Genomic DNA, 25,155 nt, shown 5'->3' on the forward strand with positions numbered 1-25,155 from the left:
TAATCTCCAAAAACCACGAAAAAAAATTCAGTCGGCGCCCGCCTGTTGTGACATAACAACAAAGCGAAAAGCCACCGAAAATACCCATCAATAAAACATAACCCTATAATTTATAATGCTTATAATCCCGCAAGCCAGGGGTTTTATCGAGCAATTTCGTCCCAAGAATACTACTTTTTCACCGCCGACTCCAGCAAAAAAAGGAAAAAACAGCAACAAGCGACCCTGCAAGATGTTTTTTCAGCAAAAATTATAGCCTAATTACAACAGACTCCGACACTGATGATTGGCGGCGAAAACAGTCGATAATCATCAAAATTAAGCGATTATTAAGTTTATTCTGGTTAGCTTTCGCATGCACGGCAATCCCAACGGACAGCGCTTTTGCATTCAAGCAACATTGCTTTGCAAAATACCAACAAACAGTCTATCATTATCTCAACCATTAATTAATGTAACTCGCCAATCAAAACACATGAACGGACCTCAGATTTCCATCGACAAGCCGGAAACACTGCAGCCACTATCCGATAAAGAATTGCAGGCTATTTTACTGGAAGGCGTCTCTCGCACCTTCGCCTTGACCATTCCGCAACTGCCGAACGAGCTTTATCCGGCCGTCGCCAATGCCTATCTGTTATGTCGTATCGTCGACACGATCGAAGATGAGGTGTCGTTGTCGGCGGAGCAGAAAAAATATTTCTGCAACCAGTTCATCGAGATCGTCAAAAAGGGAAAAAATTCCCAAGCGTTTGCCGAACAATTGGCGCCATTGCTTTCCGAGCAAACCCTACCCGCCGAACACAGCCTGATACACCTGACTCCTCGAGTCATCGCCATCACCCATTCGTTTGACCCCGCGCAAATCGAAGCCCTCGCCGAATGCGTAGAAACGATGGCCAATGGCATGCCTATATTTCAGGCCATGGATTTGCATGCTGGTCTGGAAACGATGGCCGATATGGATAACTATTGTTATTACGTGGCCGGTTGCGTCGGTGAAATGCTGGCTAAATTGTTCTGTCACTACTCGCCTGAAATCGATCAACACCGCGAACAATTACTGAAACTCTCTGTCTCTTTTGGCCAAGGCCTGCAAATGACCAATATCCTCAAGGATATCTGGGACGACGCCAAACGTGGCGTATGCTGGCTGCCCCAGGATATTTTCAGCGAAACCGGCTTCGACCTGAAAGACCTGACCCCGGAAACCGATGATGAACGTTTTCGCCAAGGTTTGGAGCATTTAATCAGCATTGCCCAAGGTCATCTGCATGACGCCCTGCTCTACACCCAGCTGATTCCGTCTCATGAAACCGGCATTCGTAATTTCTGCTTATGGGCGCTGGGCATGGCCGTACTGACCCTGAAGAAAATCAAACAAAACCTGGACTTTAACGATTCCAGCCAGGTAAAAATCACCCGCAACAGCGTTAAAGCGACTATTTTCGCGACAAAATTGGCGGTGCGCAGCAACACATTGTTGTCTTTACTCTTTAATATTACCAGCCGAAAACTGAAAACACCCGATTGGCAATATTCACCCAGATTGCCCTCACCAGGACAATAAGAAGGAATCATTATGTTTACAGAATCCGACATAGAGATTAGCAACGTACCCTCTAACACGACATCCTCGACAGGCATCGGCCGTAACGCGCTGGAACAGGCCATAATCAAGGCGCAAGAACACCTGCTCACGCTGCAGGATGAAGAAGGATACTGGCTGTTCGAACTGGAAGCGGACTGCACGATTCCCGCCGAATACATCATGATGATGCATTATCTTGATGATATTGATAAGAAATTACAATCCAAAATCGCCGTTTATCTGCGCAGCCGCCAGTCCGAGGACGGCAGTTATCCACTGTTCACTGGCGGAGACGGCGACCTCAGCTGCAGCGTCAAAGTCTATTACGCCTTGAAGATGGCCGGCGATTCGATCGATGCGCCGCACATGGAAAAATTGCGCAACTGGATTCTGAGTCAAGGCGGAGCGGCCAAGGCCAATGTATTCACCCGCATCGCGCTAGCTATGTTCGAACAGCTGCCTTGGCGCGGCGTACCATACATACCGGTGGAAATCATGCTGCTGCCGAAATGGTTCCCTTTCCACCTGGACAAGGTTTCCTATTGGTCGCGCACCGTGATGGTGCCGCTGTTCATACTCTGTACGCTAAAAGCCAAGGCCAAGAATCCGCACAATGTCGACGTCCTGGAATTGTTCGTCGTGCATCCGGATAAGGAGAGGCACTATTTTCCCGAGCGCACTCTGCTTAATAAATTTTTCCTAGGGCTGGACAAACTGGGTCGGGTTACCCGCCCGCTGATTCCACGCAGCATGCATGAACGCGCCATTCAAAAGGCATTGGACTGGTTTACCGAACGTTTGAACGGCGAAGACGGGCTAGGCGGCATTTTCCCAGCCATGGTCAACGCCTATGAGGCCATGCTGCTGCTGGGTATGCCCAAGGATCACCCTAATGTCGTGATCGCCAGAAAGTCGATAGACAAACTATTGGTCGTCAATGATGAATACGCCTATTGCCAACCTTGCCTGTCGCCGGTCTGGGACACCAGTTTGACTGCCCTAGCGTTGATTGAAGCCGATAATAACGGTAACAGCGCCAGCCTGAAACGCGCCTACGACTGGCTGAAAACCAAACAACTATCCGACCAAGTGGGAGACTGGCAGATTTCCCGTCCCGGTCTGCCGGGCGGCGGCTGGGCGTTCCAGTTTAACAACGCCTACTATCCTGACGTCGACGATACCGCCGTGGTCGCCTTTGGTATGGCCGAATCCGGCCTGCCGGACTTGGAACAATCGATTCATCAGGCCACGCGCTGGATCGTCGGCATGCAATCCCGAAACGGCGGCTACGGCGCGTTCGATGTCGATAACACCAATTACTATCTGAACGAAATTCCGTTTGCCGACCACGGCGCCTTGCTCGACCCGCCAACCGTTGACGTCAGCGCCCGCTGCGCGATGTTGATGGCCCGGGTCGCCAAAGATCATGACGAGTATCTGCCGGCATTGGAGCGCACCCTCGATTACATCCGCAGCGAACAAGAGGAAGACGGCTCCTGGTTCGGTCGCTGGGGCACCAATTATATCTACGGCACCTGGTCGGTGTTATTGGGCCTGGAACAAACCAATGTCCCTAAAACCGATCCGATGTACCGTAAAGCGGCGGACTGGCTGAAAAGCGTACAACGCGAAGACGGCGGCTGGGGCGAAGATAACAACAGCTACCATGACGATCAAAAATATCGCGGCAAATATCATTTCAGCACCGCATTCCAGACGGCATGGGCGGTATTAGGCCTGATCGCCGCCGGTGAAGTGCATAGCCCGGAAGTCAGAGCCGGCATCGAGTTCATGCTGAAAAATCAGCTGGACGACGGCGCATGGAACGATGAGTGCTTTACTGCGCCGGGCTTCCCTCGCGTGTTTTATCTGAAATATCACGGCTACGATAAGTTTTTCCCATTATGGGCGCTAGCCAGATATCGAAATGAGCTGAATAAACAGTGATTACGGGGATTATCGTTGCCTTACCCGAAGAACTCGGCACCCTGGTCTCCGGAAAAGTTGAAAAAGGTCATTACGCGCCGTTAACGAACGACATACTGGTCGCTCATGGCGGCGCCGGCGCCGAGAACGCCCGCGCAGCAGCTGAATTATTGATCGACCGTGGCGCGAATAAACTGATTAGTTGGGGTTGCGCCGCGGCGCTGTCGGCTGAACTTATGCCCGGCAGCCTGGTCATAGCCGATGTCGTCAAGGCCGACGACCAACCCGCGATCGACTGCGACCGCGACTGGATCGATCACGTTCGCAGCATTATCGGCTCCGAACTCTCGATCAATATCGGCAGCCTGACGACCAGCGCAACACTCGTTGCCGACCGCAACAAAAAACGAACGATTTATGAAAAAACGGGCTCGCTAGCCCTCGATATGGAAAGCTATGCGATCGCCGAAACGGCGACTAAGGCTGGCCTGCCCTTTCTGGCCATCAGAACCATAGCAGATCCGGTCAGCATGAGCCTTCCTCAAGCCGTCAGTCACGCCTTGAACGCGGAGGGTGAAGTTGAATTGCCCAAACTGATCGGCTATGTTCTGACTCACCCATCGGAAATCCCCAGCTTAATCACGTTAGGGCGGCATTTTAATGCCGCAAAGAAGACACTAAGGTCAATCGCCAAATACCTTGGTAAAATAACGGAGTTTAGCCAATTACAAACGGATTGAATTTTCATGGCCCGTCATCCATCATCTTACATCGAATCCTTTCTCTGCTGCTGGAGCAGTAGAGTTTTGCGTTTTCCGTTGACGCTGATTTTATTGACCAGCATCTTCGCGGGCTTTAGTCTTTATTACACGATCAATAACCTGGGTGTCAACACCAACACCGGGCAAATGCTGTCGCCCGACTTACCGTTTCAAAAAAACCGTATGCGCCTGGAGTCCGCATTTCCTCAAGATGCCGGCGCCATTATTCTGGTGGTCGAAGCCACGACACCGGAAGAAACCTCGATTGCCGCCAGCCGTCTGAAGAAGCAACTGATCGCCCAGACGAATCATTTTGAATCGGCCTACATTCCGACTGACAATGCATTTTTCAGGCAACAGGCATTGCTCTATCTTGACGTCGATGAACTGGACGACCTGGCCGGCAAACTAACCGACGCCCAGCCGTTCATCGGTTATCTGTCTCAGCACTATCATCTTGAAGGCCTATTCAGCATCATTATCAAGGCGCTGGAACAAGAGCCAGATGAGTTGCCTATGGATTTGAATCCATTACTGAAATCAATCGATGAGACTGTCGTCAAACAATTGCAGGGCCGGCCCGGCAACATGTCCTGGCAAAGCCTGTTGGCGGCGGGCAAATTGAATACCGACAGCAACCGCACCATCGTCATCGCCAAGCCGAAAATGAGGTTTGACGAAATCATGCCGGCCGAACATGCATTGACCGCCGCCCGGACTTCGTCCAGCGACATCATGAAGGCCAATCCCTCGGTCAGAATACGCATCACCGGCGAAACGGCATTGGAGCATGAAGAGCTGGAAAGCGTCGCCAAGGGCGCCGAAATTGCCGGCATCGCCTCCTTGATCCTGGTCTGCAGTGCATTACTGATCGCCCTGCGCTCATTCAAATTACTGCTGGCGACTTTTATCTCGCTGATCTTAGGTTTGATCTTGACCGCCGGTTTCGCCACCGTCGCGATCGGCCACCTGAACCTGATTTCCATCGCCTTTGCGGTACTGTATATCGGCCTAGGCGTTGATTACGCGATACATCTGTGTCTGCATTATCGCGAATGTAGAGCCGAGGGCATGGAAAACAATGAGGCGATCAATAATAGCGTAAAAACGATCGGGGTCTCGCTGTTTCTTTGCGCCATCACCACGGCATTGGGCTTTCTGGCCTTCATCCCCACCGATTATTCCGGCGTCTCGGAACTGGGCATCATCTCCGGCGCCGGCATGTTTATCGGCTTGCTTATTTCACTCACGATACTGCCGGCCTTATTAAAGATCCTGGTCGTCAAAAACGTCAAGCCGATACGCTCATCGTTCAAACCCTCCTTTTTGACGACGCTGCCTTTTCACCATGCCACCCGGATACGCGTTTATTCGGTCATCTTTGCACTGGCCAGTGCGGCGATCTTGACGCAGTTGAGATTCGACTCGAACCCGATCAACCTTAGGAACCCGGACAGCGAGTCGGTGTCCACGATCAAGGAATTATTAAAATCGAAAACGGACTCGCCTTTTTCGCTGGCGTCCCTGGCCCCTGATCTGAAAACCGCCCAACAGCTGGCCGAACAATTTCAGGCCTTGCCTTCGGTGCACGACACGATCGTATTGAGCAATCTGGTCCCCGAGAACCAAGACGAAAAACTCTACATTATCGAAGAACTGGCCTTGATTCTGGGTAATCAGCTCAGTAACTTTGACAAAAAACAATTGAACAATACCCAGCCATTGGCTGCTATCAAGGACTTTATTGCCGACAGTGAACGCTATTTAAGCACACATCGGCAAGCCCCCAGCAAGACGGAGCTTGAACGACTGACCCAAGACCTGCGTACGCTGATCAATAGCGAAAATGCATCGGACCAGGCCAAGGCGCTGGAAAAACGGATTTTGGGATTGCTGCCTTTCACGATGAACCGCTTGAGAACAAGTCTGACGGCGCAGCCATTCCAAATTGACAACATTCCCGGCTACCTGTCGTCGCATTGGCTAAGCGACAACGGCCTGTACAAAATCTTGATTACGCCGGAATACGACCAGAATAAGGTTGAAAACCTGAAACAGTTCGTCGCCGAAGCTCAGAGCGTGGATCCGTCAGTCAGCGGCTTGCCGGTCGCCGACCAAGCCTCGGGCAACGCCGTTGTCAGGGCTTTCATAGAGGCATTCGGCGGCGCACTGATCGCCATTTTCATCTTGTTATTGTTGATTCTGAAGAGTCTAAAAAACAGCTTATTGGTGCTAGGCCCTTTATTACTGGCCGGTTTGCTGACCGGAGCCGCCAATGTGTTGCTGAATAATCCGTTCAACTTCGCCAACATCATCGCCCTGCCGTTACTGATGGGCATGGGGGTAGACAGCGGCATCCATATCCTGCATCGCCTGCAGTCTGAGCAATTCAACAGCGCCAATATACTGGAAAGCAGTTCCGCCCGAGGCGTATTCTTCAGCTCTTTAACGACGCTATGCAGCTTTTCCAGCCTGGCTTTCACGCCTCATTTGGGCACCGCCAGCATGGGCTTGTTATTGGCCATAGGCATTACTTTTACGTTGTTATGCACTTTAATTGTTTTGCCGGCTTTCTACGGCAAACGAGTTTAATTTTTAGAGGTAATTCATGTCATTCAGCATCGCTAATCTTTTTTCTCAACATTTTGAAAAGAAATTTGATTTGCACGAACAGCATCTCAACAATCAAATGGTTCGCGTATTGCGGACCATAGGCTACGACCGTGATTATAAAAGAGCGATCGGTCAATATTTATACGATGAAAAGGATAACGAATACCTTGATTTGTTAAGCGGATTCGGCGTCTTTGCCATCGGCCGCAACCATCCGACCGTCGTCAGCGCCCTGCAAGAAACCTTGACGCTGGAATTACCTAATCTGGTGCAAATGGACGTATCCTTGCTCAGCGGCTTGCTGGCCGAAAAAATTCTACAGACGACGCCGGATAATCTCAGCAAGATGTTTTTCTGTAATTCCGGCACCGAATCGGTGGAAGCGGCGATCAAATTTTCCCGTTATGTCACCAAACGCGAAAAAATCGTCTTTTGCGAGCACGGCTATCATGGTCTGACGATGGGCTCGCTGTCGTTGAACGGCGAACAGATTTTTCGCGAAGGCTTCGGTCCCTTGCTACCCGGCTGTCATGCGGTCCCTTTTAACGACCTGGAGGCGCTGGAAAAGGCGTTGAGCAACAAAGACGTCGCCGCCTTCATCGTCGAACCGGTGCAAGGCAAAGGCGTCAACGTGCCGGATGGCAACTATCTGCCTGAAGTGGAACGCCTATGTAAGAAATACGGCACTTTGTTCGTTGCCGACGAAGTCCAGACTGGCCTGGGTCGCACTGGAAAATTCTGGGCCATCGACCACTGGGGCGTGCAACCGGACATGATCTGCATGGCCAAAGCCCTGTCCGGCGGTTTTGTTCCGGTCGGCGCGGTCGCGATGACCTCAAAAATCATGGACACCGTCTTCAACCGCATGGATAGAGCCGTTGTCCATGGTTCGACCTTTTCGAAAAACAACATGGCGATGGCTGCCGGTCTCGCCACCCTTCAGGTCATGGAAGATGAAAAACTGGTGGAGAACAGCGCCAAGGTCGGCGAGGACATCATCAACAGCATCAATGCCATGGCTTCCAACTACGAATTCCTGAAGGAAGCGCGCGGCAAAGGCATGATGATCGCGATCGAGTTTCAATCTCCGAAAAGCTTGTCACTGAAGGCCGCCTGGGCGATGTTGGAAGCCGCGAATAAAGGCTTGTTCTGCCAGATGATTACGATTCCTTTGTTCAAGGAGTATCGCATTCTGACCCAAGTTGCCGGCCACGGCATGAATGTCGTCAAATTGCTGCCGCCGTTGAATTTGACGCAAAAAGATCGTGACTGGATCGTTAATTCGTTCGACCAAGCGATTGCCGATACCCATCAAGTTCCCGGATCAATTTGGGATTTGGGGAAAAACCTGGCCAGCCATGCGATGAAAAACAAAAAGAAGTAATCCCCCTTTTAATTGCCGCAATAATCGTTCAAGTGCTTTGCGGCAATAACCAACAATTTGAGAGGAATCATGCTTAATCAACTTTCACGTCATTTCAAGTTAACGGCACTACTTGCACTCATTTTATTACCTTACAGTCAGCTGCATGCTCATGCCGTCGTCACCGATACATCATTGAATGTCGAGAAAATCGCGCCGAATAAGGCGACAAAAGTGCGCCTGACATTCAACTCCCAGGTCGAACTGGGCCTGTCGCAAATTTTTCTAGTCAGCGCCGGCGATAAAATGCAACTTCTCAATGCCGAACCTGGCGGGCATCAAGGCAACGTCATCATCGACATTCCGCCTTTAACGCCCGGAGAATATGCCTTAAAACTGAGCATTTTTGCCGCAGACGGTCACTTGAGCGAAGATATCGTGCGTTTTTTTGTGGCTGAGGGCAAGTGAACACTATGGAAGGAATTGCTGATTTTCTCGATTCATTAATCGGCGGTGTCGACCTCACCTTTTACTCGCTGGCTGTCGGCGGCCTGATTTGGGGAATTTTTGTGCTAAGGCCCTGGGATCCGATGGCGCATTACACCAATAAGTTTTTGAGCAAAAGCGTTCATCTAACCTATGTTGGCGCCTATACCCTGGTCATCACCCAGCTGGCGAAAATCGTCTTGAAAATCTGGCTCATGACGGCAACGCTGGAGCGTTGGCCATTCCCGGCTTTCGCCAACACCGTGCAATTCCAAGCCGGCCTGATTCGCGCCTTTTTCGCGCTGATCCTGGCCTTGTATATCCGCAACGTCTTAAAACATAATTTTCGCATCACCAAATACTGGCTGATCGGCATTGTCTTGGCGCTGCCGATGGTGATTTCTGGCGCCTGGCTAGTGCATGGCGCTAGCCGACTGGAAGACCGCGAATTGCTGATGTTGTTTACCGTCATCCATCAGGTTTCCGCTGCGGTCTGGGTGGGCAGCGTCTTTCAATTGCTCAGCGTCTGGCGAATGAAAAGCAAAGGCCAAATCAATGAGCAATTATGGCCGGCGTTGTTATGGCGCTTTTCTCCGATCGGTATCGTCGCGGTCATATCGATCGTCGCTTCGGGCCTACCGATCGCGTTACATTATTTCGATAGTTTGAACAGTCTTATCGGCACCGGCTACGGCAACCTTTTATTGGTTAAAATTCTAATGTTAGGCATCGCGCTGTTTTTTGCCGGCATGAACCGACGCGCGGTGCATGATTATTTTCTCAGCGCCAACAATCATGACGTCAATTATCGGGTGCCCTATTACATCGAAGCCGAGGCATTTGTCCTAGTCACCCTGCTGTTTACCGCCGCCAGTCTGGCTTCGCAACCTCCGGCGATCGATATTCCCCATCTGACCGCTAGCTGGCAGGAAGTCTTAAATACTTTTGCGCCGCGCATACCCCGCATCGAATCGCCGTCGCACGAGGCATTACTGGCCGGTGAAGAAGGGCGCGTCGCGATTGTCGGCCAGGTCCCGTCAGAAGCGGCAACGGCATGGTCAGACTATAACCATAATGTTTCCGGCATCTTCCTGACGATCATGAGCATTTTCGCCATGCTGTCCTATTATAAAAAATTAACCTGGGCGAAATATTGGCCGATCGGTTTTGTCCTGTTGGGTATCTTTTTGTTTTTCCGCAGCGATGCAGAAACCTGGCCGCTCGGTCCTATTGGCTTCTGGGAAAGCACCTTCAACAACGGCGAAGTCTTACAACATCGCATCGCCACTCTGTTGGTATTTATGCTGGGGCTGCTGGAAATGAAAGCCCGACTGACCCAAGACCCGGATAGCAAGCTGCCCTATTTATTTCCAATTTTGGCGGCCTTCGGCGGACTGATGCTGTTGGCGCATTCCCATGTCGGGTTTGAACCTAAAACGGCTTTTCTAATCCAGGTCGGCCACACCTTGATGGGCTTGTTTGCCTTGATTCTGGCCTGTGGCCGCTGGCTGGAGTTAAAACTGGACTCTCCGGGCAAAGAGATCGCCGGGTTTATCTCGGTATTCGCCCTATTTCAGATAGGCATCATTCTGTTGTTCTATCGTGAACCTTTATATTGATTATGAACCTGACTAAAGATTATCCACTGCTTAAAGATATCGATCTGCCGACCGATGTCCGCAAACTGAGCAAGTCACAATTGCCGGAACTGGCAAAGGAACTGCGCGAATATTTAACCCATACCGTCAGCCTGTCCGGCGGCCATTTCTCCGCCGGTCTCGGCACCGTCGAATTGACGGTGGCTTTGCATTATATCTTCGACACCCCGTCCGATCAGTTGGTTTGGGATGTCGGTCATCAAGCTTATCCACATAAGATTCTGACCGGCCGCAAAGAACGCATGCCGACCATCCGTACTTACGGCGGCGTCTCAGCCTTCCCCAAGCGCGCGGAAAGCGAATACGACGCCTTCGGCGTCGGCCATTCCAGCACCTCGATCAGCGCCGCCTTGGGCATGGCGATCGCCTCGCAATTGCGCGGCGAAGACAAGAAGATGGTGGCGATCATCGGCGACGGCAGCATCACCGGCGGCATGGCCTACGAGGCGATGAACCACGCCGGTGACGTCAACGCCAATTTGCTGGTGATTCTGAACGATAACGACATGTCGATTTCGCCGAATGTCGGCGCGATGAACAATTATCTGACCAAGGTGCTGTCCAGCAAGCTGTATTCGTCGGTGCGCGAGGAAAGCAAGAAGGTGCTGAGCAGCATGCCGAGCATGTGGGAGTTGGCCCGCAAGACCGAGGAACACGTTAAGGGCATGATCGTGCCGGGCACCTTGTTCGAGGAACTGGGCTTCAATTATATCGGCCCGATCGACGGCCATGATCTGGAGATGCTGGTGTCGACGCTGGAGAATATCAAGGATCTGACCGGCCCAGTGTTTCTCCATGTCGTGACCAAGAAAGGCAAGGGCTACGCCCCGGCCGAGAAGGATCCGCTGGCCTATCACGGCGTACCGGCCTTCGACCCGAGCAAGGATAGCCTGCCGAAGGCCGCGCCGTCGCCGCACCCGACCTATACTCAGGTGTTCGGCCGTTGGCTGTGCGACATGGCCGAACAGGACGAGCGTCTGCTGGGCATCACCCCGGCGATGCGCGAAGGCTCCGGCCTGGTCGAATTTTCCCAGCGTTTCCCGAAGCGTTATTTCGATGTCGCCATCGCCGAGCAGCATGCCGTCACCTTGGCCGCCGGCCAAGCCTGTCAGGGCGCCAAGCCGGTCGTGGCGATTTATTCGACCTTTCTGCAACGCGCCTATGATCAGCTGATCCACGACGTCGCCTTGCAGAATCTCGATGTCTTGTTCGCGCTGGACCGCGCCGGGCTGGTTGGGCCGGACGGCCCGACCCATGCCGGCAGCTTCGACCACAGTTTCCTGCGCTGCATCCCCAACATGGTGGTGATGGCGGCGGCCGACGAAAACGAATGCCGGCAGATGCTGAGCACCGGCTACCACTACGAAGGCCCGGCCTCGGTGCGTTATCCGCGCGGCAAAGGGCCCGGCGTCGCCGTCAATTGCGAGCTGTCGACACTGGAAATCGGCAAGGGCGAAATCCGTCATCAGGGCGGCCGCATCGCCATCCTGGCCTGGGGCTCAATGGTCAGCCCGGCGCTGGAAGCCGGCAAGCAGCTCGGCGCCACCGTCGCCAACATGCGTTTCGTTAAACCGATCGATGAGGCGCTGATCCTGGAACTGGCCAAAACCCACGATGCTTTCATCACCGTCGAAGAAAACGTCATCGCCGGCGGCGCCGGCAGCGCCGTCAACGAATTCCTGCATCGCCAGCGGATTCTGATGCCGGTATTGAACATCGGCCTGCCGGACGAATACATCGAGCAAGGCAGCCGCGAGGAACTGCTCAGCCTGTGCAAACTCGACGCCGTGGGCATCACCGCTCAAATCGAGAACTTCTGCGCTTGAGATGTTCACCTTCGAGGCGCAGAATTTGCCACAGCAGATATACTCAGCGCCCCGCCACCGCGGCCATGACTACTGCGCCTGTATTTTGCAATACCGCTTTCCAGTTAATTAGGATTAACAAATGCTAGAAATTGTCCAGCTACCGGTGCTTACCGACAATTATATTTATTTGCTGCATGAGCCGGTTTCCGGCGAAACGGCAGTGGTCGACCCAGCCTTGGCTGAACCGGTACGTCAGGCATTAACGGAAAAGGGATGGCGATTAAATTACATATTCAATACCCACCATCATTGGGACCATGTCAACGGCAATTTAGAGCTGAAAAAAGACACCAGCTGTCAAATCATCGCCTCGGCCTACGACAAAGAGCGCATACCGGGCGTCGATCGCACCGTCGAACATGGCGACCGCTTGACACTGGGGAACGAAACAATAGAAATCATCGCGACACCCGGCCATACCAACGGTCATATCAGCTATTTTTGTCCCGATAGCCAAGCGCTATTTTGTGGCGACACCATGTTTTCTATGGGCTGCGGCCGCTTGTTCGAAGGTACTGCGGAACAGCTGTGGAACTCATTGCAGTTGTTTAAGGCCTTGCCTGAATCGACTCGCATTTATTGCGCCCATGAATACACCAAAGCCAACGGCAACTTCGCCTTAACGATCGAGGCCGACAACCCCGCCCTGCAGCGTAGATTAGCCGAAGTCACGGAGTTGGTCGCGGAAAACAAACCGACGATACCTTCGACGCTGGCGCAGGAACTGGCCACCAATCCTTTTTTGAGGGAACAATGCACCGCAGTGCAACAAGCCGTCGGCATGCTGAATCAGACACCGTCTAGCGTGTTTGCCAAAATCAGGCAGCTCAAGGATAATTTCTGAACTGACAAGACGGCTCCAGCGCTAATCATAGCGCTGGAAGATTACTCAGCATCGCGCTTACTTGCGCCGCTGAGTATGCTAATTCAACGGCAACAGTATATTACCTGCCTAACACGTCGTCACGGGTGCTTTCCGCAATCGCCGCCGCTTCGCCAATCAAGTCTTCCGGCACGTTCAATTCGACCAGCGTATCGCCGAGGTGCTCCATGACCGCATCGAAATGTGAATCATCCATGCCCATTTTCACCAATCTGGCGTGGGCATCGCGCAGATTCTTGCCGCTGTATTCATTCGGTCCGCCAAAAGCCATGGTAAAAAAAGCTTTTTGCTTGGCAATTTGTTGATCCATGTCGGTTTTGTCGAAAAAACGATTGATACGATAATCTTCCAACACTTTTCTATAAAAAACCTCAACCGCTGCGTTGACGGCGGCTTCGCCCCCTATTCTTTCGTATAACGTTTCGCTCATCGCGTTTCCTCATGTCTGATTTATCGTCATCGAGATGCCGGCTTCTTCGATGATACTGAGTCTAGCTTCCGACATACCGATGCATCTAAAGCTGACGACAAGTTGTCAACTCATGCGTGAGCGTAACAAATAAACAGCGCTTATACAATATAAATATGTCATAAGCAATGAATAGACTGTTCTGGGAAATTAGCGCTAAAAAATCCTAGCACTGCCGACTGAACGGCAAACGATGAAAGCCGTTTTCATCGGTATACAGGCTATTGAAAACATCGTATGAATTCGGAAAACCAGGCGTTTTAGAGAAATCTGACGACAAGGCTAACAGCCACGCCGAGAATCTGGCGGGCTTATAGGATGGCTTGAGAGCAGCGGAAAAACCGTCGGCTTCAGCTGCTCCCTCAGTCTAAAGGTTTGCTTCTGTGGAAAATGCGCGCTTAGCAAACATCATTGCAAGGCATTGAAGGTATAGACATAGTCATGATCTTTCATTGGCACATGACAGGCGTAGCATTTGGCGGCGGTTTCCTTGTCATGCATCACCAGCTTGTTATCCTGCCAATGGGCAAACCCCCAACCACCGGTGCTAGCATATTTCTTGCTGTCCTTGATCATCGCCTCGGCCGCGGCGAAATCCGCCGGAACGATAGCCTGCGGCCAATTGGGATGTTGACGCTCTTTCCAGACGACTTTGGCCAATATCGCGCCATCCGGCCATGGCGTGGTTTTACCCTGACGGGCCGCCTCGATGGCCTTGTCGTTTCCTAATATAGCTCGCAATGTTTTCTTTTCCAGTCGATGGGAAACGCTGAGTAAACGCCAATCCTTATATTCTCCATGGACAGGTTTGTTGGCGACCTCTGATTCCGCCCAGACCGTGGACGCCAAGAAAATCGCCCCGATCCCCAAAGACTTTTTCAATAAATTTATTTTCACTTCGCTACTCCCTAATTAAGATAAAACCAACTGAATTAATCAACTTAATTTATATCAAATAACAAAGTTAAAACCTAGGTTTTTATGGTGGGCAAAGTCATATCATGACTTAAAACCTTGTTGGCGGATCCGCTGCGCTGTAAAGCGCACCTTCGAACATTTAAATTAATCACAACACCCGTAGGGGCGCCGTCCTCGGCTCGACAAGCTTCAATTGATATGGAGTAACTATTCAGCTAGACACTGAGAAAATATTTCTTTTACTATCCATTGCTTGCGGAAGAAGTGCAAGCGACAGGGATACTGAATAGTTGCGATATGGATTCCTAAGCAGAAGCACTGAACATTCAAGCATTACTTGCGATGGCCGCTACGTCGATCTCGGCAAAACTTCTTGCCTGCAGATGACCGGCATCCCGATCGATTTCAACCTGCTCCCTAACCAGCCAGCAGGTTTGAAAACCGGCCTCACGGGCGGCATCCAACTCTTCTTTACTGTCTGATAAGAATAACAGCTGCCTAGGCGGCATATTAATGTGTTCGGCAATGCGCCGATACGATTGCATTTCCTTCTTGGCGCCGATATGGGTATCGAAATAGCCTTCGAACATCGGTGTCAAATCGCCATGATCGCTATGACCGAACAATAATTTCTGCGCATAAACCGAACCGGAGGAATAGACATATAAGGCGATTCCCTGCCGCCGCCAACGCAGCAAGGCATTGTAAGCATCTTCATAGACATGGCCTTGATAATCGCCCTGCCGGTAACCTGCTTGCCATATCAAGCCCTGTAGCGACTTCAACGGCGTGACCTTCCTATCCTGATCTATCCAACTAATCAGTTGATCGATCAATGCTTCAAGCGCCAACTTCCGTCCCGCTTCTTGCCTAGCCTCGTCCAGCAAGCGGGCAACCTCGGCTTGCTGCTTATGTTGGCGAACAAAATCGGCGATATGTTCTCTGGCATAGGGAAACAAAACATCCTTGACGAACGATAACGACGATGTCGTTCCTTCAATATCGGTCACTATCGCCTTGATCATGCGTGATCCGCCCTATATTGTTCAAAAGTCGGGAATCTTTTAGCGATGTCGTCACCGCTCGATTGAGCCTGCCAACCTTCATCGGTGGTAAAAAAGCGTATGCATTTGAAATCGGGATTTTCTCCCATATCAAACCAATGCGGCGTATTGGCCGGAACGCTGATCAAATCGCCCTGCTCGCACAAAACCGCATAAACCCTGTCCTTGATATGTAAATAAAACAAGGCGCAACCTTCGACGAAGAAACGGATTTCAAAATCGGCATGGGTATGCTCATCGAGAAATTTTTGTCTCAGCGTCGCCTTGTCCGGATGATCGGGTTTCAGGGCGATCACGTCGACCGATTGAAACTGATATTGTTGTTTCAGCCGTTCTATAGAGTCTTGATAAGCGGCTAACACCGTATCGCTATCGGCATCCGCGGCAAATTCGGCATCGGTTTGCCAGCGTTCAAACTGTACGCCGATCTCGTTCAGTTTGCCAGCGATGGCGTCAAAATCGGTAAAGCGGCTGTTTAGCTCGGGATTACGGTCATTGTAGATAGTTAATCGACTCATTTTTTGACTCCATGCAGGCGTATTTCACATTCAAATAAAAATTCCAGCGCTTCCAAATGTCTCAATGCTTCCTCCAGCGAACGTCCCCAGGTGTAAAAGCCGTGGCCGGCGATGATATAAGCATGAATAGCGTCATGATGATCCAAGTAGTTTTTGACAACCGCCGCCAAACGCCGAATATTTTGATCATTGGCGAAGATGGGAATGACTATCCGGCTTTGATGGGTGTCGATGTCGGACAAGGCTTTCAGCAATTCATAGTCTTCCAACACCATTTCATCCTTAAATAACCGCGCCGCCAGCGTCGCATGCAGCGAATGTGGATGCAAAACGGCTTGAACGTCCGGGAAACGCTGGTAAAGCGAGGTATGCAGCAATGTTTCGGCAGACGGTTTTTTCCCGTCCAGCGACTGACCGTCGCCATCGACCAGCATGATATCCTCGGTCTCTAATTGTCCCTTATGTTTGCCGGACACGGTAATTGCGATGCGGCCGTCACTGAGTCTGACGGAAAAATTACCGCTGGTGGCCGGCACCCAGCCTTTGCTGTCGATAAAGCGCCCTGCCGCGATCAATTGCCCGGCGATGCGCTTAAATTCATCTTGGTTTGTCATATCCGCGAGATATGCTCCTGTTGACACTGTAAATATTTGGCGTATTTTACGCTCAAACGCGCGGGGATATGAGAAAAAATTATTGAGCGCAACCCTCGCGCTTGCCCTGCAATCCCGATTTGACCGACACAGTATTTCAGTTTAGTTTGTCGGTCAATGACGACCAATTCATGTATGAAGCGTGGTAGCTTGATGACCAACATAAGAGACATTATCCAACTGGGCAACCCACTATTAAGAGAGCATGCCCGCTCGGTCAACGATGGCCGTTCTCCGTCGGTGCAGCAAATTATTGCCGACATGCTCGCGACCTTGGCCGAGAGCAACGGCGTCGGCATTGCCGCGCCACAGATCGGCGAATCGTTGCGCATCATGATCATTGCCTCCAGGCCTACGCCCCGTTACCCCGAAGCGCCCGAGATGGAGCCGGTGGTGATGATTAATCCGATCTACCAGGTCATCGATCAAACGCTGAATAAAGACTGGGAAGGTTGCCTAAGCATCCCCGGCATTCGCGCCTTGGTTCCTCGCTATCTCTCGGTCCGAGTCAACTATCAAAACAGCGACGGCCAAAATGATGAAATGGTGCTGCATGACTTTGTCGCCCGCATTTTCCAACACGAATACGATCATCTGCATGGCTTGGTCTACTTGGACAGGGTGGAAAATAATCGCGACATCATTGCCGAAAGCGAGTATTTGAAATTATTTAACTCTTGAACCGTCTTTGCGCTTTTTTCACCTTGCTATCGGTATTGATCATATAAGCCATCCACCCAGGCTAATTTTTCCCGATATGGCGCGGCAATCGTTTCAAGCCGCTCCGGAAAGTTTCGCGGCCAATTTAGGCCGTATTTTTGCGGCCAACATAAGGGAGCCAGTAAAGCCGCGGTCGCTAAATCGGCGCGACTGAAATGATCGCCGACCAAAAATTCGCGGTTTTGCAGACGAACCCAAACCTTATCGACGGCTTTTTCCAAACGTTTATGCGCAATCCGAACCGTTCGCTCATTAATCTTCATCATAGCGCGCATTTTTTGCCTGAGTTTAGGAAATATGATCTTCATCATTAACGGTCCATACCACGGGCCATTGTCGGTAAACAAAGGAATGACGACTTCGGGATAGTCCAGCAGCACATGGTAACAAGCCATCCTGACCGGAACTCCGATCTCTTCATCGGCAAATTTTTCCCAGGCCAAAACTTGTCCCCTTAGCCCCGCCTCCTCGGGCGCCAGCGGCGAATCGGGAAATTGCTGATCCAAATAATCGAGTATGTCGCTGGAATTTTGAATGGCTTTACCATCATGCAGCAGAATCGGTAACGAGGTCGATCCGACCAGTTTTCTGGCCTGTCTGGTGTGCAGGCCAGGCAACAGGTTTATGGCCCTATAGTCGAGTTGTTTATAGTCCAGCGCCCAACGAATTTTTTCGCAGTAATGCGAGATCGGGAATTGATACAAGGTCAACATGTTGATTTCCTGAGAGCGGGACTTCAAATTATACAGAAATTGATATCTGGATTAGAGTCATTAATAGTTAATTCGTGTCTGACAGAAAAAGCCTTTTTTTCAACCGATACCCAACTTTTGCCACACTCATTTTGATCAACCCAGGCCATTTTCCGGAAAAAATCCATCGCTGTCTCGTCTGATTTCTTCATTAGCGGGCCATTCACCGGTCTGCGGGCGCAACTATCCTGTAGTGAGCCTTTTCTCGCTCCGATGGTATTGTTCAGGCCGCTTGTTGGTAGGGGCCGCGCTTGCGTTTTTCTTTCGCCTGCGCCTGCTGACGCAGGATGGCGCCCAACCGTTTGATATTGCGCGAGACGACCGCCAGTGCGACATAGCGTTTGAAGCCATCGAGGCCGTGGTCGGGGCAGATATCCAAGCCGTTATGCTCCAGGGCATTGATGGCCGATTCCACGGCGGAGTGTTGGTGGCGTAGTTGTTTAAAAGCATTGCTGCCTTCCCGCGCTTGATCCGCGGCGCTGAGTCGGCCTTTTTTGGGCAGAATCACCTGTTCCAGATGATTTTTCAGTTCCTTTTGGTTAGCCGGGCTGTGAAAGCCTTTGTCGAAGCTGGTCACGGTCAGTTCGGGGAAGCGCCGGCGCGTTTCGGTGACCATGTCGACGGCGACTTTGTCATCGGTTTGCTTTTCCATCACTAGGTGGTGAAGAACGAAGCGATGGTGGTCCTCCATCACGCAGACCCTTAAACCCAACTCAACCGGGACGCCTGCTTTGCCTACAGGGATGTAGGTAAGGAGCGTGAGCAGGAGCGGAAGCTTTGCCTTTGCTGATCCATTCGGTGTGCGGTTCAAACACGGAGAAGATCTTTTCGGCATGAGGGATGGTTTCGCTGCGTATGACGCGGCGCTCAATTTGGTCCAGCAGCAGGCGGGCATAGGCCTGGTAGGATTGCAACGGCTGCGTTTCATCGGCCAGGGCGCCACGGTCCAGGGCTTGTTTTAAGGTGCGCTCGGATTTGCCCAGGTAGGCGCTCGCCAGGTCCAGGTAGGTCTGATGAGCCTGTTGGATGGCTTGTTCCCGTACGGCTTGTTTGTTTTCATCCTGGCTGGTGGAGCGTTTGAGCTGTTGAGCTCTTCGGTACTGTTGTTTGAGTCGCCGGATGTTGTGCCGGTATTGACGCCAGTCCGGCAGGTCATAGTGTTTCGCCAGCGTATGACTCTCTTCAATGGCTTTGCGGATCGCATCATACAGCAGGTTGATGTCGGTCGGAAAATGGACGTCGGTTTCGACCACAAAGGAATCGCACCGCCCTCTCAGTTTATCGCTGTGGTCGACCGTCGCGGCGGCAGTCGAGTCACTGCGGACGGTTGGCCCAGCGTTTGGCTTTTTTTTTACCAGGGCATGGCCGGCTCTGACCACTTCCTGGTTGATTTGATCGAACAGTTCCGGGGTGAACAGCCTCAGATTGTCTTTGATGCGCTGGAGAGAATACTTCGTGTCGTCACACCAGTCGCTATGGCCCAGCATCTGTCGAATGGTATTGTGGTGGTTGGCCAGTTCATGGATGCGGTCATAGTCGGTATTCAGGCCCAGACGCAAAACGCCCAGCACCAGAATTTTCCATTGTTCCAGGCCGGGCCGACCGCGCCCTGGGTCAGCGGGTTGCTGACGCTCTGCTTCGCTAAGGCCCTGACCGCTTCGGTAGGGGATAACCTGCTCGAGGATGGCGAACACACGGTCGCGCAGTTCGGGCGTGGTATAGATGTACTGCAACCCTAGCAGCAGTTGCGGGATGTCGTCTCTGGATTTGAGGTTAATCTCGATGTCGGCAATATCGACCTGACCGAGGCTCATTTGCGGATTCTTGACGGTGCGCATAGGATTTCAACGGACGAAGATTTCTGGTTTTCGTAAATTTTTATGGCGGCGCTCACCCAAAATCAGTACCTTACGGATTGAGCAACGCAACAATCGTGATTTTGGGCTGCAAACTCATTTCCCGGAATTCATTATATCCCATTGATTATTTTAGGGATAATCAATTTTCGGTCAGGCACTAATTCAACCTCGACTTAAGCAGATCAATATTGATGACCGCCAAAAGATTAAAATGAAAGTGACAAATAAACGAGAAACTAATCACCGGCTCACGTTAAGATAAGGTGACTTATCGCTATCACGAGATTACGACCGGCGTTTTGTCATAAACTTACATACCCGGGCTATCCCCTTTCGCCATTATTCAGGATTGCATGATGAAATATAGCTGTTTGATACGCTCATCCCTCGCACGATTATTTTTGGCGCTAGCGATCGCCTCGCCGGCGCCTGGTTTTGCGGAAACACGGCAAGAGATGGATTCGTGGACCTATCATCAGGAAGCGGATAATTGGACTAATGCCAGCTTCAGCTTCGTGCGATCGCCCTTGCCCCAACGAGGTGTTAATGACACACTCAGGCTTGAGATCATTTGTAAAGACCATAACCTGCAATTTGCGCTAGATGCCTACAGCCTGCTTACCTCTCGCGGCAGCTCTTTTGATTTTGACTATCAAATAGACCAAAAAAGACCGGTGTCCATTACCATGAAAACCTATCCGGACAGCAAGCGTCGCGGATATACCGATGAGAACGTTGTCGGCATCGTCGAGGACATGCTATCCGGTAAAGCGATTTTCATCCGCGCCCATACCTTGATCAAGACGGTATTATCCAGCAAGATACCGTTAGACGGCGCCGCCGAGCCGATTCAGAAGGTCTTGGCTGACTGCGGGGTGACTTTGTCAAATGGGGAGACCCAGCAACCGGGATACAATCTGGCCGATTTTGAACGGGACATTAAAGCGCTTTCCCCGAAACAACGGCAGCAAGTGCTGAACAAAATCAAGAAAATTATCGAAGAAATCGATTGAACTCAGTTTTTAAATAGGCTCACACCCGCTGTTTTCTCTGTCGGCTGTGCTTTTTTGCCCGGCAATTAAAATGATGCAGCGAGACCGCTTGTCATTCATTGATCTTGCTGGGAAAGGAAATCTCCAGCACGATACAGCCTTCATCATCCGTTCTAGGGGCCCTGTTTCTCACCAGGCGGCCTACTGGCGCAGTACCCTGTTTCCAGCCAGATATCAAATGAATGGTCATAAAGGCAGCAATTCCCATATATGGACTCCTCTCCAATTGCAAGCCAAGATTGTTCAAAAATGATGTTTCCAACAGAGATCGAGATTGCCGCCATATATTCGGCCTCTTGATGAAGGTATTTATCGACCTTCGGGCCCTGATGAAGCTATCCGCGCGCTTTTATCTCTATCACTTTGCCGATTTCAAGGAATCTTCGGGAATAACGGATTTTAAAAGCGCCGGTCTGACCTGTTGAATGTCATCACTTTGAGAGTCTTGCCTCCGCAATTTGGTTGAACTCGTTTACTACAGTGTTGTTAGGGTTATCCACGCTTTGTCCACATGCGTAGAGCCCTTCAATCGTGCTCGGAGCTTGTGGGCAAAGGGTGGATAACCCGGTTTTCATCGGCTTAGGCCATTTGTGGCACGTAATCGCCGCCACGCGTTGCCAGCGCCCAAATGATCCGGGCGTTCTTGTTGGCCAAAGCCACGGCCGCTTTGTTGAAGCCTCGCCGTTCAATCAAGCCTTTGAGCCACAGGCTCAAGGGGTCGCTCTTGTCACCGCAGTATTTCAGCACCGCTCTTGCCCCGTGAATCAAGGATGTGCGCAATTGGCGGTTGCCGCGTTTACTGATGCCCAGTAATACCTGCTTATCGCCGCTGCTGTGCTGCCTTGGCACCACGCCCAAGCTGGCCGCGTAATCTCGGCTCGAATCATAACCCTTGCCATCGCCGACGTCAGCCGTGGCCAAAATGGCGGTCAAAGGACCGATACCCGGTATGTCAAGCAATCGTCGGGCTAAGGCATTGTTTTGGCATACTGCCGTAATTTCCCGGTCCAGAGCCCGGATCGCTTCGTCCAAGGCTTTCAGCGCTTGATACTGCTCGGCAAACAGCTTCCGGCTCAGCGTGCTGAGGTCATTTTCCCCGTCCTCCAGAATACTGGGCAGTTGTTTTCTGAACTGATTCACGCTACGCGGCAGCACGATGCCTCGTTCAGCCAGATAACCGCGCATTTGATTGACCAAGGCCGTGCGTTCGTCCACCTTACCTCGCCGGACACCTTGCAGCATGGCTAAGTCTTGCTGCTCAATGCCTTGATCGCCACGCTGCGTTTGTTCGGCTGGCAGGCCGCCGTGTAAATCGCCTCGGCGTCGTTGTAATCGTTTTATTGCCAACCACGAATGCCTTCACGAAGCGAGTATTCAACAGCACTACTTCGTGGCCCAGGGCCTGAAATGCCCGGGCCCAATGATGAGCGCCGCCGCAGGCTTCCATCGCGATCACGCTCACCGGCATCTGAGCCACAAAGGCCAACAGTTCCGACCGTTTCAATTTCTTTTTCTTTGCTTTGCCGTCTTGCATCATGAACATATGAAACACTAGTTTTGCAATATCTAAACCCACTACGTTAAGATTCATCTCGAACTCCTCTTTGTTCTGTTTAAGTTGTTAGTAGGTGTATTGTGACACCGTTAGAGGGTGGAGAGGAGTCCATATCATCACTTTGGCGTTCAAAAAGGGCATGGGGTGTGTTTGGCGAGGATGTCGGCAGCAAGGACGCTGCCGTCAAGCCCCCAGGGATGGGTTTACCCAGCACCTAAATTCCATGGTTACTGGACTATATTTTACATGCCAGGATAATTTAGGTGCTGGGTGAACGGCGCTCCTCGACAGACATACCCCATGCCCTAAACACCGAAAAAATGCTCAAACAGGGAATCGCTGGCGCCTACCGAGTACCCGTCATATATGACATGATTGAGTACCGGTACAGCACCGTTATTCTAATGGCGGGTAAAGACATAAAAAAATACCTAAGAATTTATGCGCTTGCTAAAGCAGACAACTCGTCAGATGAAAATGGATGCAGTACTAGGTCGTTTCATCTTGGGAAGACAGCAGATGACTTACATATTCGGCCCTCGTCTCCCCATCGATAGGCCGGCCTTGCTTTTGACACCACTGCTGAAGGTCTGCCACCTTAACCATCACCTTCGTCGCTTCGATTCCTTGATTACGTAACATCTGAAGCGCGTTTGTTGCGTTCTTTTCCCAGTCCTGATAGGTGTCATCCAGTTCTGATCGATCCGACACAACCTCGATAAGTTTTGTCCATTCCTCTTCGCTGTACCAGCCGAATCCAAAGCACATTGGCTCCGAGCTGTCGATCTTACGGTGTTTTCTTGCTGCTTTTCTAGCTTTATTGCGTTGCCAACGGTCTTTAAATGTCATAATGCCTCTCTAATTATATCCGTCTCAATCATAGTCTACATCAGCATAAGTAAAGCGGAAATGCCAAATATCAGTTCAGCAGCTTGCTTTATTGATATGTTCTGCCTTGATGTTTCAGCCAACCTTCAGTGTGGACATTATTTGGATCGTGATGTGTCCAATGGATAACGCCGCCTTTTGAATTCCACTCATATTCACCATAAAACTCAACGCTGTCACCCGATCTTATTCCGTTTATTCTCGGAGCCAAATCGATGTTGTGCGACACCAATAATGTTTGACCGCTACTCATTTTCAAGATGAATTTTTGGTGTCTGGACCCGTCCAGGTCATCGGGCAATAGCCTGATGACAGCGCCTTTCCCTCGAACCTGTATATCACTCTGCCGGTTTTCGTAGGCTATTTGTAGCGTATTGTCGGAACCTTCGTACGCCGAAGCAAGGCTTGGCATTGAGATGCCTTGCTCTTGGAGGTAACTATTGGTCAGTGCCGCAACAACAATGAGGAATGCAATCTTTTTCATATCATGACCATTAATGGGAAATAGGATCGAGCCCCAACAATAATAAACACCAATCTCAGGCGAAATAACGATGGACATCGCATAAGGCCGGTGATGTTATGCAGTAAACCGGCAATTACGCTTCTGCTCAACGGAGCAAAAGTAGCTCCCTGCTCTCCCCATCCACAGATATTTGCCCTCCCTCTCATCGTCCACAGCCAATAACAATTATTATTAGTCAGCGGACTTTATGGGGAAAATCCTGCCCAAGCCTTTACTGACAAGGCTTAAGGACTGTTCGAACGTCTTTCGAAAAGCTGTTAGTTCGGTGTGGACGGTTGTCGACCATCGACAATCAAACACACAGTTCTTCACAATTTCTGAGCATAAACCTGTGGATAACACGTTAAAAACTTTCTATTTATTTGAATTAAAAACACTATTCAGGACTGTATAATTTTTACACAGCCAAAAGTTCTGCTTTCTGATAGGCTCAAACCCAACCTACCTGCCGTCACGCTTGTTTTGAAACCTTAGCGGTTGCCGCCCCGCTCTCTGCCTCAACCAGCCAACCGCGAGTCTCACCGACGAACGCTGAATCAACCAGCGCTCCAGCCGTTTTTTACCCGGAAAATTCAAACAGAGGATGCCGATAAAGATCGTCAACAAACCCTGCCCTGGTAATAACAGCAAGGCAAGGCCGAAAATGATAAAAACCACGCCCAAGAAGTTTTTTACGACAAGGACTATCCAGCGAATCACCGGATGCTGACATGCCCATGGAGTCAGATGGCAATATTCCTCGACAAAATAATCCACCGGGATACGAATGACCAGAAAAGGAATCAACACGATGGATGCAAGAAACGATATCAGGGAGAATGCACTCAACAGCCATAAAACCGTCTCATTTTCCCAAAGAAAATCCAAAAACTCGACCAAAGACAAATTCTGCACCTCGAAAACAATAATAAGGATAACCCTGACTTAGTCGTTTTAACCCTGGGAAAGCGACTCAATTTCACCAGCCATCAACCCTGGCCTTACGCTCGACATTTTATCACCCATTGTTCGCCTGCCTCATTGGGCAGGCCG

22 protein-coding genes and 1 pseudogene are annotated in these 25,155 nt (G+C 50.9%); 11 read left to right on the forward strand and 12 right to left on the reverse strand.

From position 1 onward, the window contains the following. The first annotated feature begins 475 nt into the window (after nucleotides 1-475). The 9 genes from Q9L42_RS16185 to gloB all read left to right on the forward strand — a co-directional run bounded on the left by Q9L42_RS16185 (nucleotide 476) and on the right by gloB (nucleotide 13,110). On the forward strand, nucleotides 476-1,570 hold the full coding sequence (locus tag Q9L42_RS16185; RefSeq protein ID WP_305907381.1) for a phytoene/squalene synthase family protein: 1,095 nt from the start codon (nucleotides 476-478) through the stop codon (nucleotides 1,568-1,570). A gap of 12 nt (nucleotides 1,571-1,582) precedes the next feature. Next, a complete protein-coding gene (gene shc / locus Q9L42_RS16190; RefSeq protein ID WP_305907380.1) occupies nucleotides 1,583-3,538 on the forward strand; it encodes a squalene--hopene cyclase in 1,956 nt (651 codons plus the stop codon). Then, nucleotides 3,535-4,257: a phosphorylase gene (locus Q9L42_RS16195; protein ID WP_305907379.1), complete on the forward strand. Its 723-nt coding sequence runs from the start codon at nucleotides 3,535-3,537 to the stop codon at nucleotides 4,255-4,257. The genes shc and Q9L42_RS16195 overlap by 4 nt, the downstream gene beginning before the upstream one ends. 6 nt (nucleotides 4,258-4,263) lie before the next feature. Then, nucleotides 4,264-6,870 (forward strand): MMPL family transporter, encoded by a 2,607-nt coding sequence (locus tag Q9L42_RS16200; RefSeq protein ID WP_349431411.1) that lies wholly within the window; start codon nucleotides 4,264-4,266, stop codon nucleotides 6,868-6,870. A gap of 16 nt (nucleotides 6,871-6,886) precedes the next feature. Next, entirely contained in the window at nucleotides 6,887-8,275 is a 1,389-nt protein-coding gene (locus tag Q9L42_RS16205; RefSeq protein WP_305907377.1) for an aspartate aminotransferase family protein, read from the forward strand. Between the two features lie 69 nt (nucleotides 8,276-8,344). Further along, nucleotides 8,345-8,722, forward strand: coding sequence for a copper resistance CopC family protein (locus tag Q9L42_RS16210; RefSeq protein ID WP_305907376.1), 378 nt, complete (start codon nucleotides 8,345-8,347; stop codon nucleotides 8,720-8,722). A gap of 5 nt (nucleotides 8,723-8,727) precedes the next feature. Beyond that, nucleotides 8,728-10,359: a copper resistance D family protein gene (locus tag Q9L42_RS16215; protein ID WP_305907375.1), complete on the forward strand. Its 1,632-nt coding sequence runs from the start codon at nucleotides 8,728-8,730 to the stop codon at nucleotides 10,357-10,359. Nucleotides 10,360-10,361: 2 nt separating this feature from the next. Then, entirely contained in the window at nucleotides 10,362-12,224 is a 1,863-nt protein-coding gene (gene dxs / locus Q9L42_RS16220) for a 1-deoxy-D-xylulose-5-phosphate synthase (RefSeq protein WP_305907374.1), read from the forward strand. A gap of 121 nt (nucleotides 12,225-12,345) precedes the next feature. Next, nucleotides 12,346-13,110, forward strand: coding sequence for a hydroxyacylglutathione hydrolase (gene gloB / locus Q9L42_RS16225; protein WP_349431412.1), 765 nt, complete (start codon nucleotides 12,346-12,348; stop codon nucleotides 13,108-13,110). Between the two features lie 100 nt (nucleotides 13,111-13,210). Here gloB and Q9L42_RS16230 read toward each other — a convergent pair whose 3' ends face one another. The 5 genes from Q9L42_RS16230 to Q9L42_RS16250 all read right to left on the reverse strand — a co-directional run bounded on the left by Q9L42_RS16230 (nucleotide 13,211) and on the right by Q9L42_RS16250 (nucleotide 16,732). Beyond that, nucleotides 13,211-13,579 (reverse strand): group I truncated hemoglobin, encoded by a 369-nt coding sequence (locus Q9L42_RS16230; protein WP_349431413.1) that lies wholly within the window; start codon nucleotides 13,577-13,579, stop codon nucleotides 13,211-13,213. 447 nt (nucleotides 13,580-14,026) lie between these two features. Further along, nucleotides 14,027-14,515 carry a cytochrome P460 family protein gene (locus Q9L42_RS16235; protein WP_305907373.1) on the reverse strand — a complete coding sequence of 163 codons (489 nt, stop codon included), beginning with the start codon at nucleotides 14,513-14,515 and terminating at the stop codon, nucleotides 14,027-14,029. Between the two features lie 347 nt (nucleotides 14,516-14,862). Beyond that, on the reverse strand, nucleotides 14,863-15,561 hold the full coding sequence (mtnC, locus tag Q9L42_RS16240; protein WP_305907372.1) for an acireductone synthase: 699 nt from the start codon (nucleotides 15,559-15,561) through the stop codon (nucleotides 14,863-14,865). After that, entirely contained in the window at nucleotides 15,558-16,118 is a 561-nt protein-coding gene (locus Q9L42_RS16245; RefSeq protein ID WP_305907371.1) for a 1,2-dihydroxy-3-keto-5-methylthiopentene dioxygenase, read from the reverse strand. The genes mtnC and Q9L42_RS16245 overlap by 4 nt, the downstream gene beginning before the upstream one ends. Continuing rightward, nucleotides 16,115-16,732: a methylthioribulose 1-phosphate dehydratase gene (locus Q9L42_RS16250; RefSeq protein WP_305907370.1), complete on the reverse strand. Its 618-nt coding sequence runs from the start codon at nucleotides 16,730-16,732 to the stop codon at nucleotides 16,115-16,117. The genes Q9L42_RS16245 and Q9L42_RS16250 overlap by 4 nt, the downstream gene beginning before the upstream one ends. A 192-nt stretch (nucleotides 16,733-16,924) precedes the next feature. Here Q9L42_RS16250 and def point away from each other — a divergent pair, with 192 nt between their 5' ends. Then, nucleotides 16,925-17,452, forward strand: a complete 528-nt coding sequence (def, locus tag Q9L42_RS16255; protein WP_305907369.1) for a peptide deformylase — start codon at nucleotides 16,925-16,927, stop codon at nucleotides 17,450-17,452. A gap of 26 nt (nucleotides 17,453-17,478) precedes the next feature. On the opposite strand, the gene Q9L42_RS16260 is transcribed toward def, so the two are convergent. Both Q9L42_RS16260 and Q9L42_RS16265 read right to left on the reverse strand, forming a co-directional pair. Continuing rightward, on the reverse strand, nucleotides 17,479-18,204 hold the full coding sequence (locus tag Q9L42_RS16260) for a glutathione S-transferase family protein (RefSeq protein ID WP_349431414.1): 726 nt from the start codon (nucleotides 18,202-18,204) through the stop codon (nucleotides 17,479-17,481). Between the two features lie 262 nt (nucleotides 18,205-18,466). Beyond that, nucleotides 18,467-20,081 (reverse strand): annotated as a pseudogene (locus tag Q9L42_RS16265) (ISNCY family transposase). 377 nt (nucleotides 20,082-20,458) lie between these two features. Here Q9L42_RS16265 and Q9L42_RS16270 point away from each other — a divergent pair. Next, nucleotides 20,459-21,115, forward strand: a complete 657-nt coding sequence (locus Q9L42_RS16270; protein ID WP_305907367.1) for a hypothetical protein — start codon at nucleotides 20,459-20,461, stop codon at nucleotides 21,113-21,115. 618 nt (nucleotides 21,116-21,733) lie between these two features. Here Q9L42_RS16270 and Q9L42_RS16275 read toward each other — a convergent pair. The 5 genes from Q9L42_RS16275 to Q9L42_RS16295 form a co-directional block, all read right to left on the reverse strand. Continuing rightward, complete coding sequence (locus Q9L42_RS16275; RefSeq protein ID WP_349431415.1) at nucleotides 21,734-22,501, reverse strand: IS110 family transposase; 768 nt, start codon at nucleotides 22,499-22,501, stop codon at nucleotides 21,734-21,736. Further along, complete coding sequence (locus tag Q9L42_RS16280) at nucleotides 22,413-22,745, reverse strand: hypothetical protein (RefSeq protein ID WP_349431416.1); 333 nt, start codon at nucleotides 22,743-22,745, stop codon at nucleotides 22,413-22,415. The genes Q9L42_RS16275 and Q9L42_RS16280 overlap by 89 nt, the downstream gene beginning before the upstream one ends. 453 nt (nucleotides 22,746-23,198) lie before the next feature. After that, entirely contained in the window at nucleotides 23,199-23,558 is a 360-nt protein-coding gene (locus Q9L42_RS16285; protein ID WP_305907366.1) for a hypothetical protein, read from the reverse strand. An 88-nt stretch (nucleotides 23,559-23,646) separates the two neighbouring features. Continuing rightward, a complete protein-coding gene (locus Q9L42_RS16290) occupies nucleotides 23,647-24,159 on the reverse strand; it encodes a DUF3465 domain-containing protein (protein WP_305907365.1) in 513 nt (170 codons plus the stop codon). A 405-nt stretch (nucleotides 24,160-24,564) separates the two neighbouring features. Then, nucleotides 24,565-25,008 (reverse strand): PGPGW domain-containing protein, encoded by a 444-nt coding sequence (locus Q9L42_RS16295; protein ID WP_305907364.1) that lies wholly within the window; start codon nucleotides 25,006-25,008, stop codon nucleotides 24,565-24,567. Nucleotides 25,009-25,155: the final 147 nt, after the last annotated feature.

The organism is Methylomarinum sp. Ch1-1 (assembly GCF_030717995.2).
GTDB lineage: Bacteria > Pseudomonadota > Gammaproteobacteria > Methylococcales > Methylomonadaceae > Methylomarinum > Methylomarinum roseum.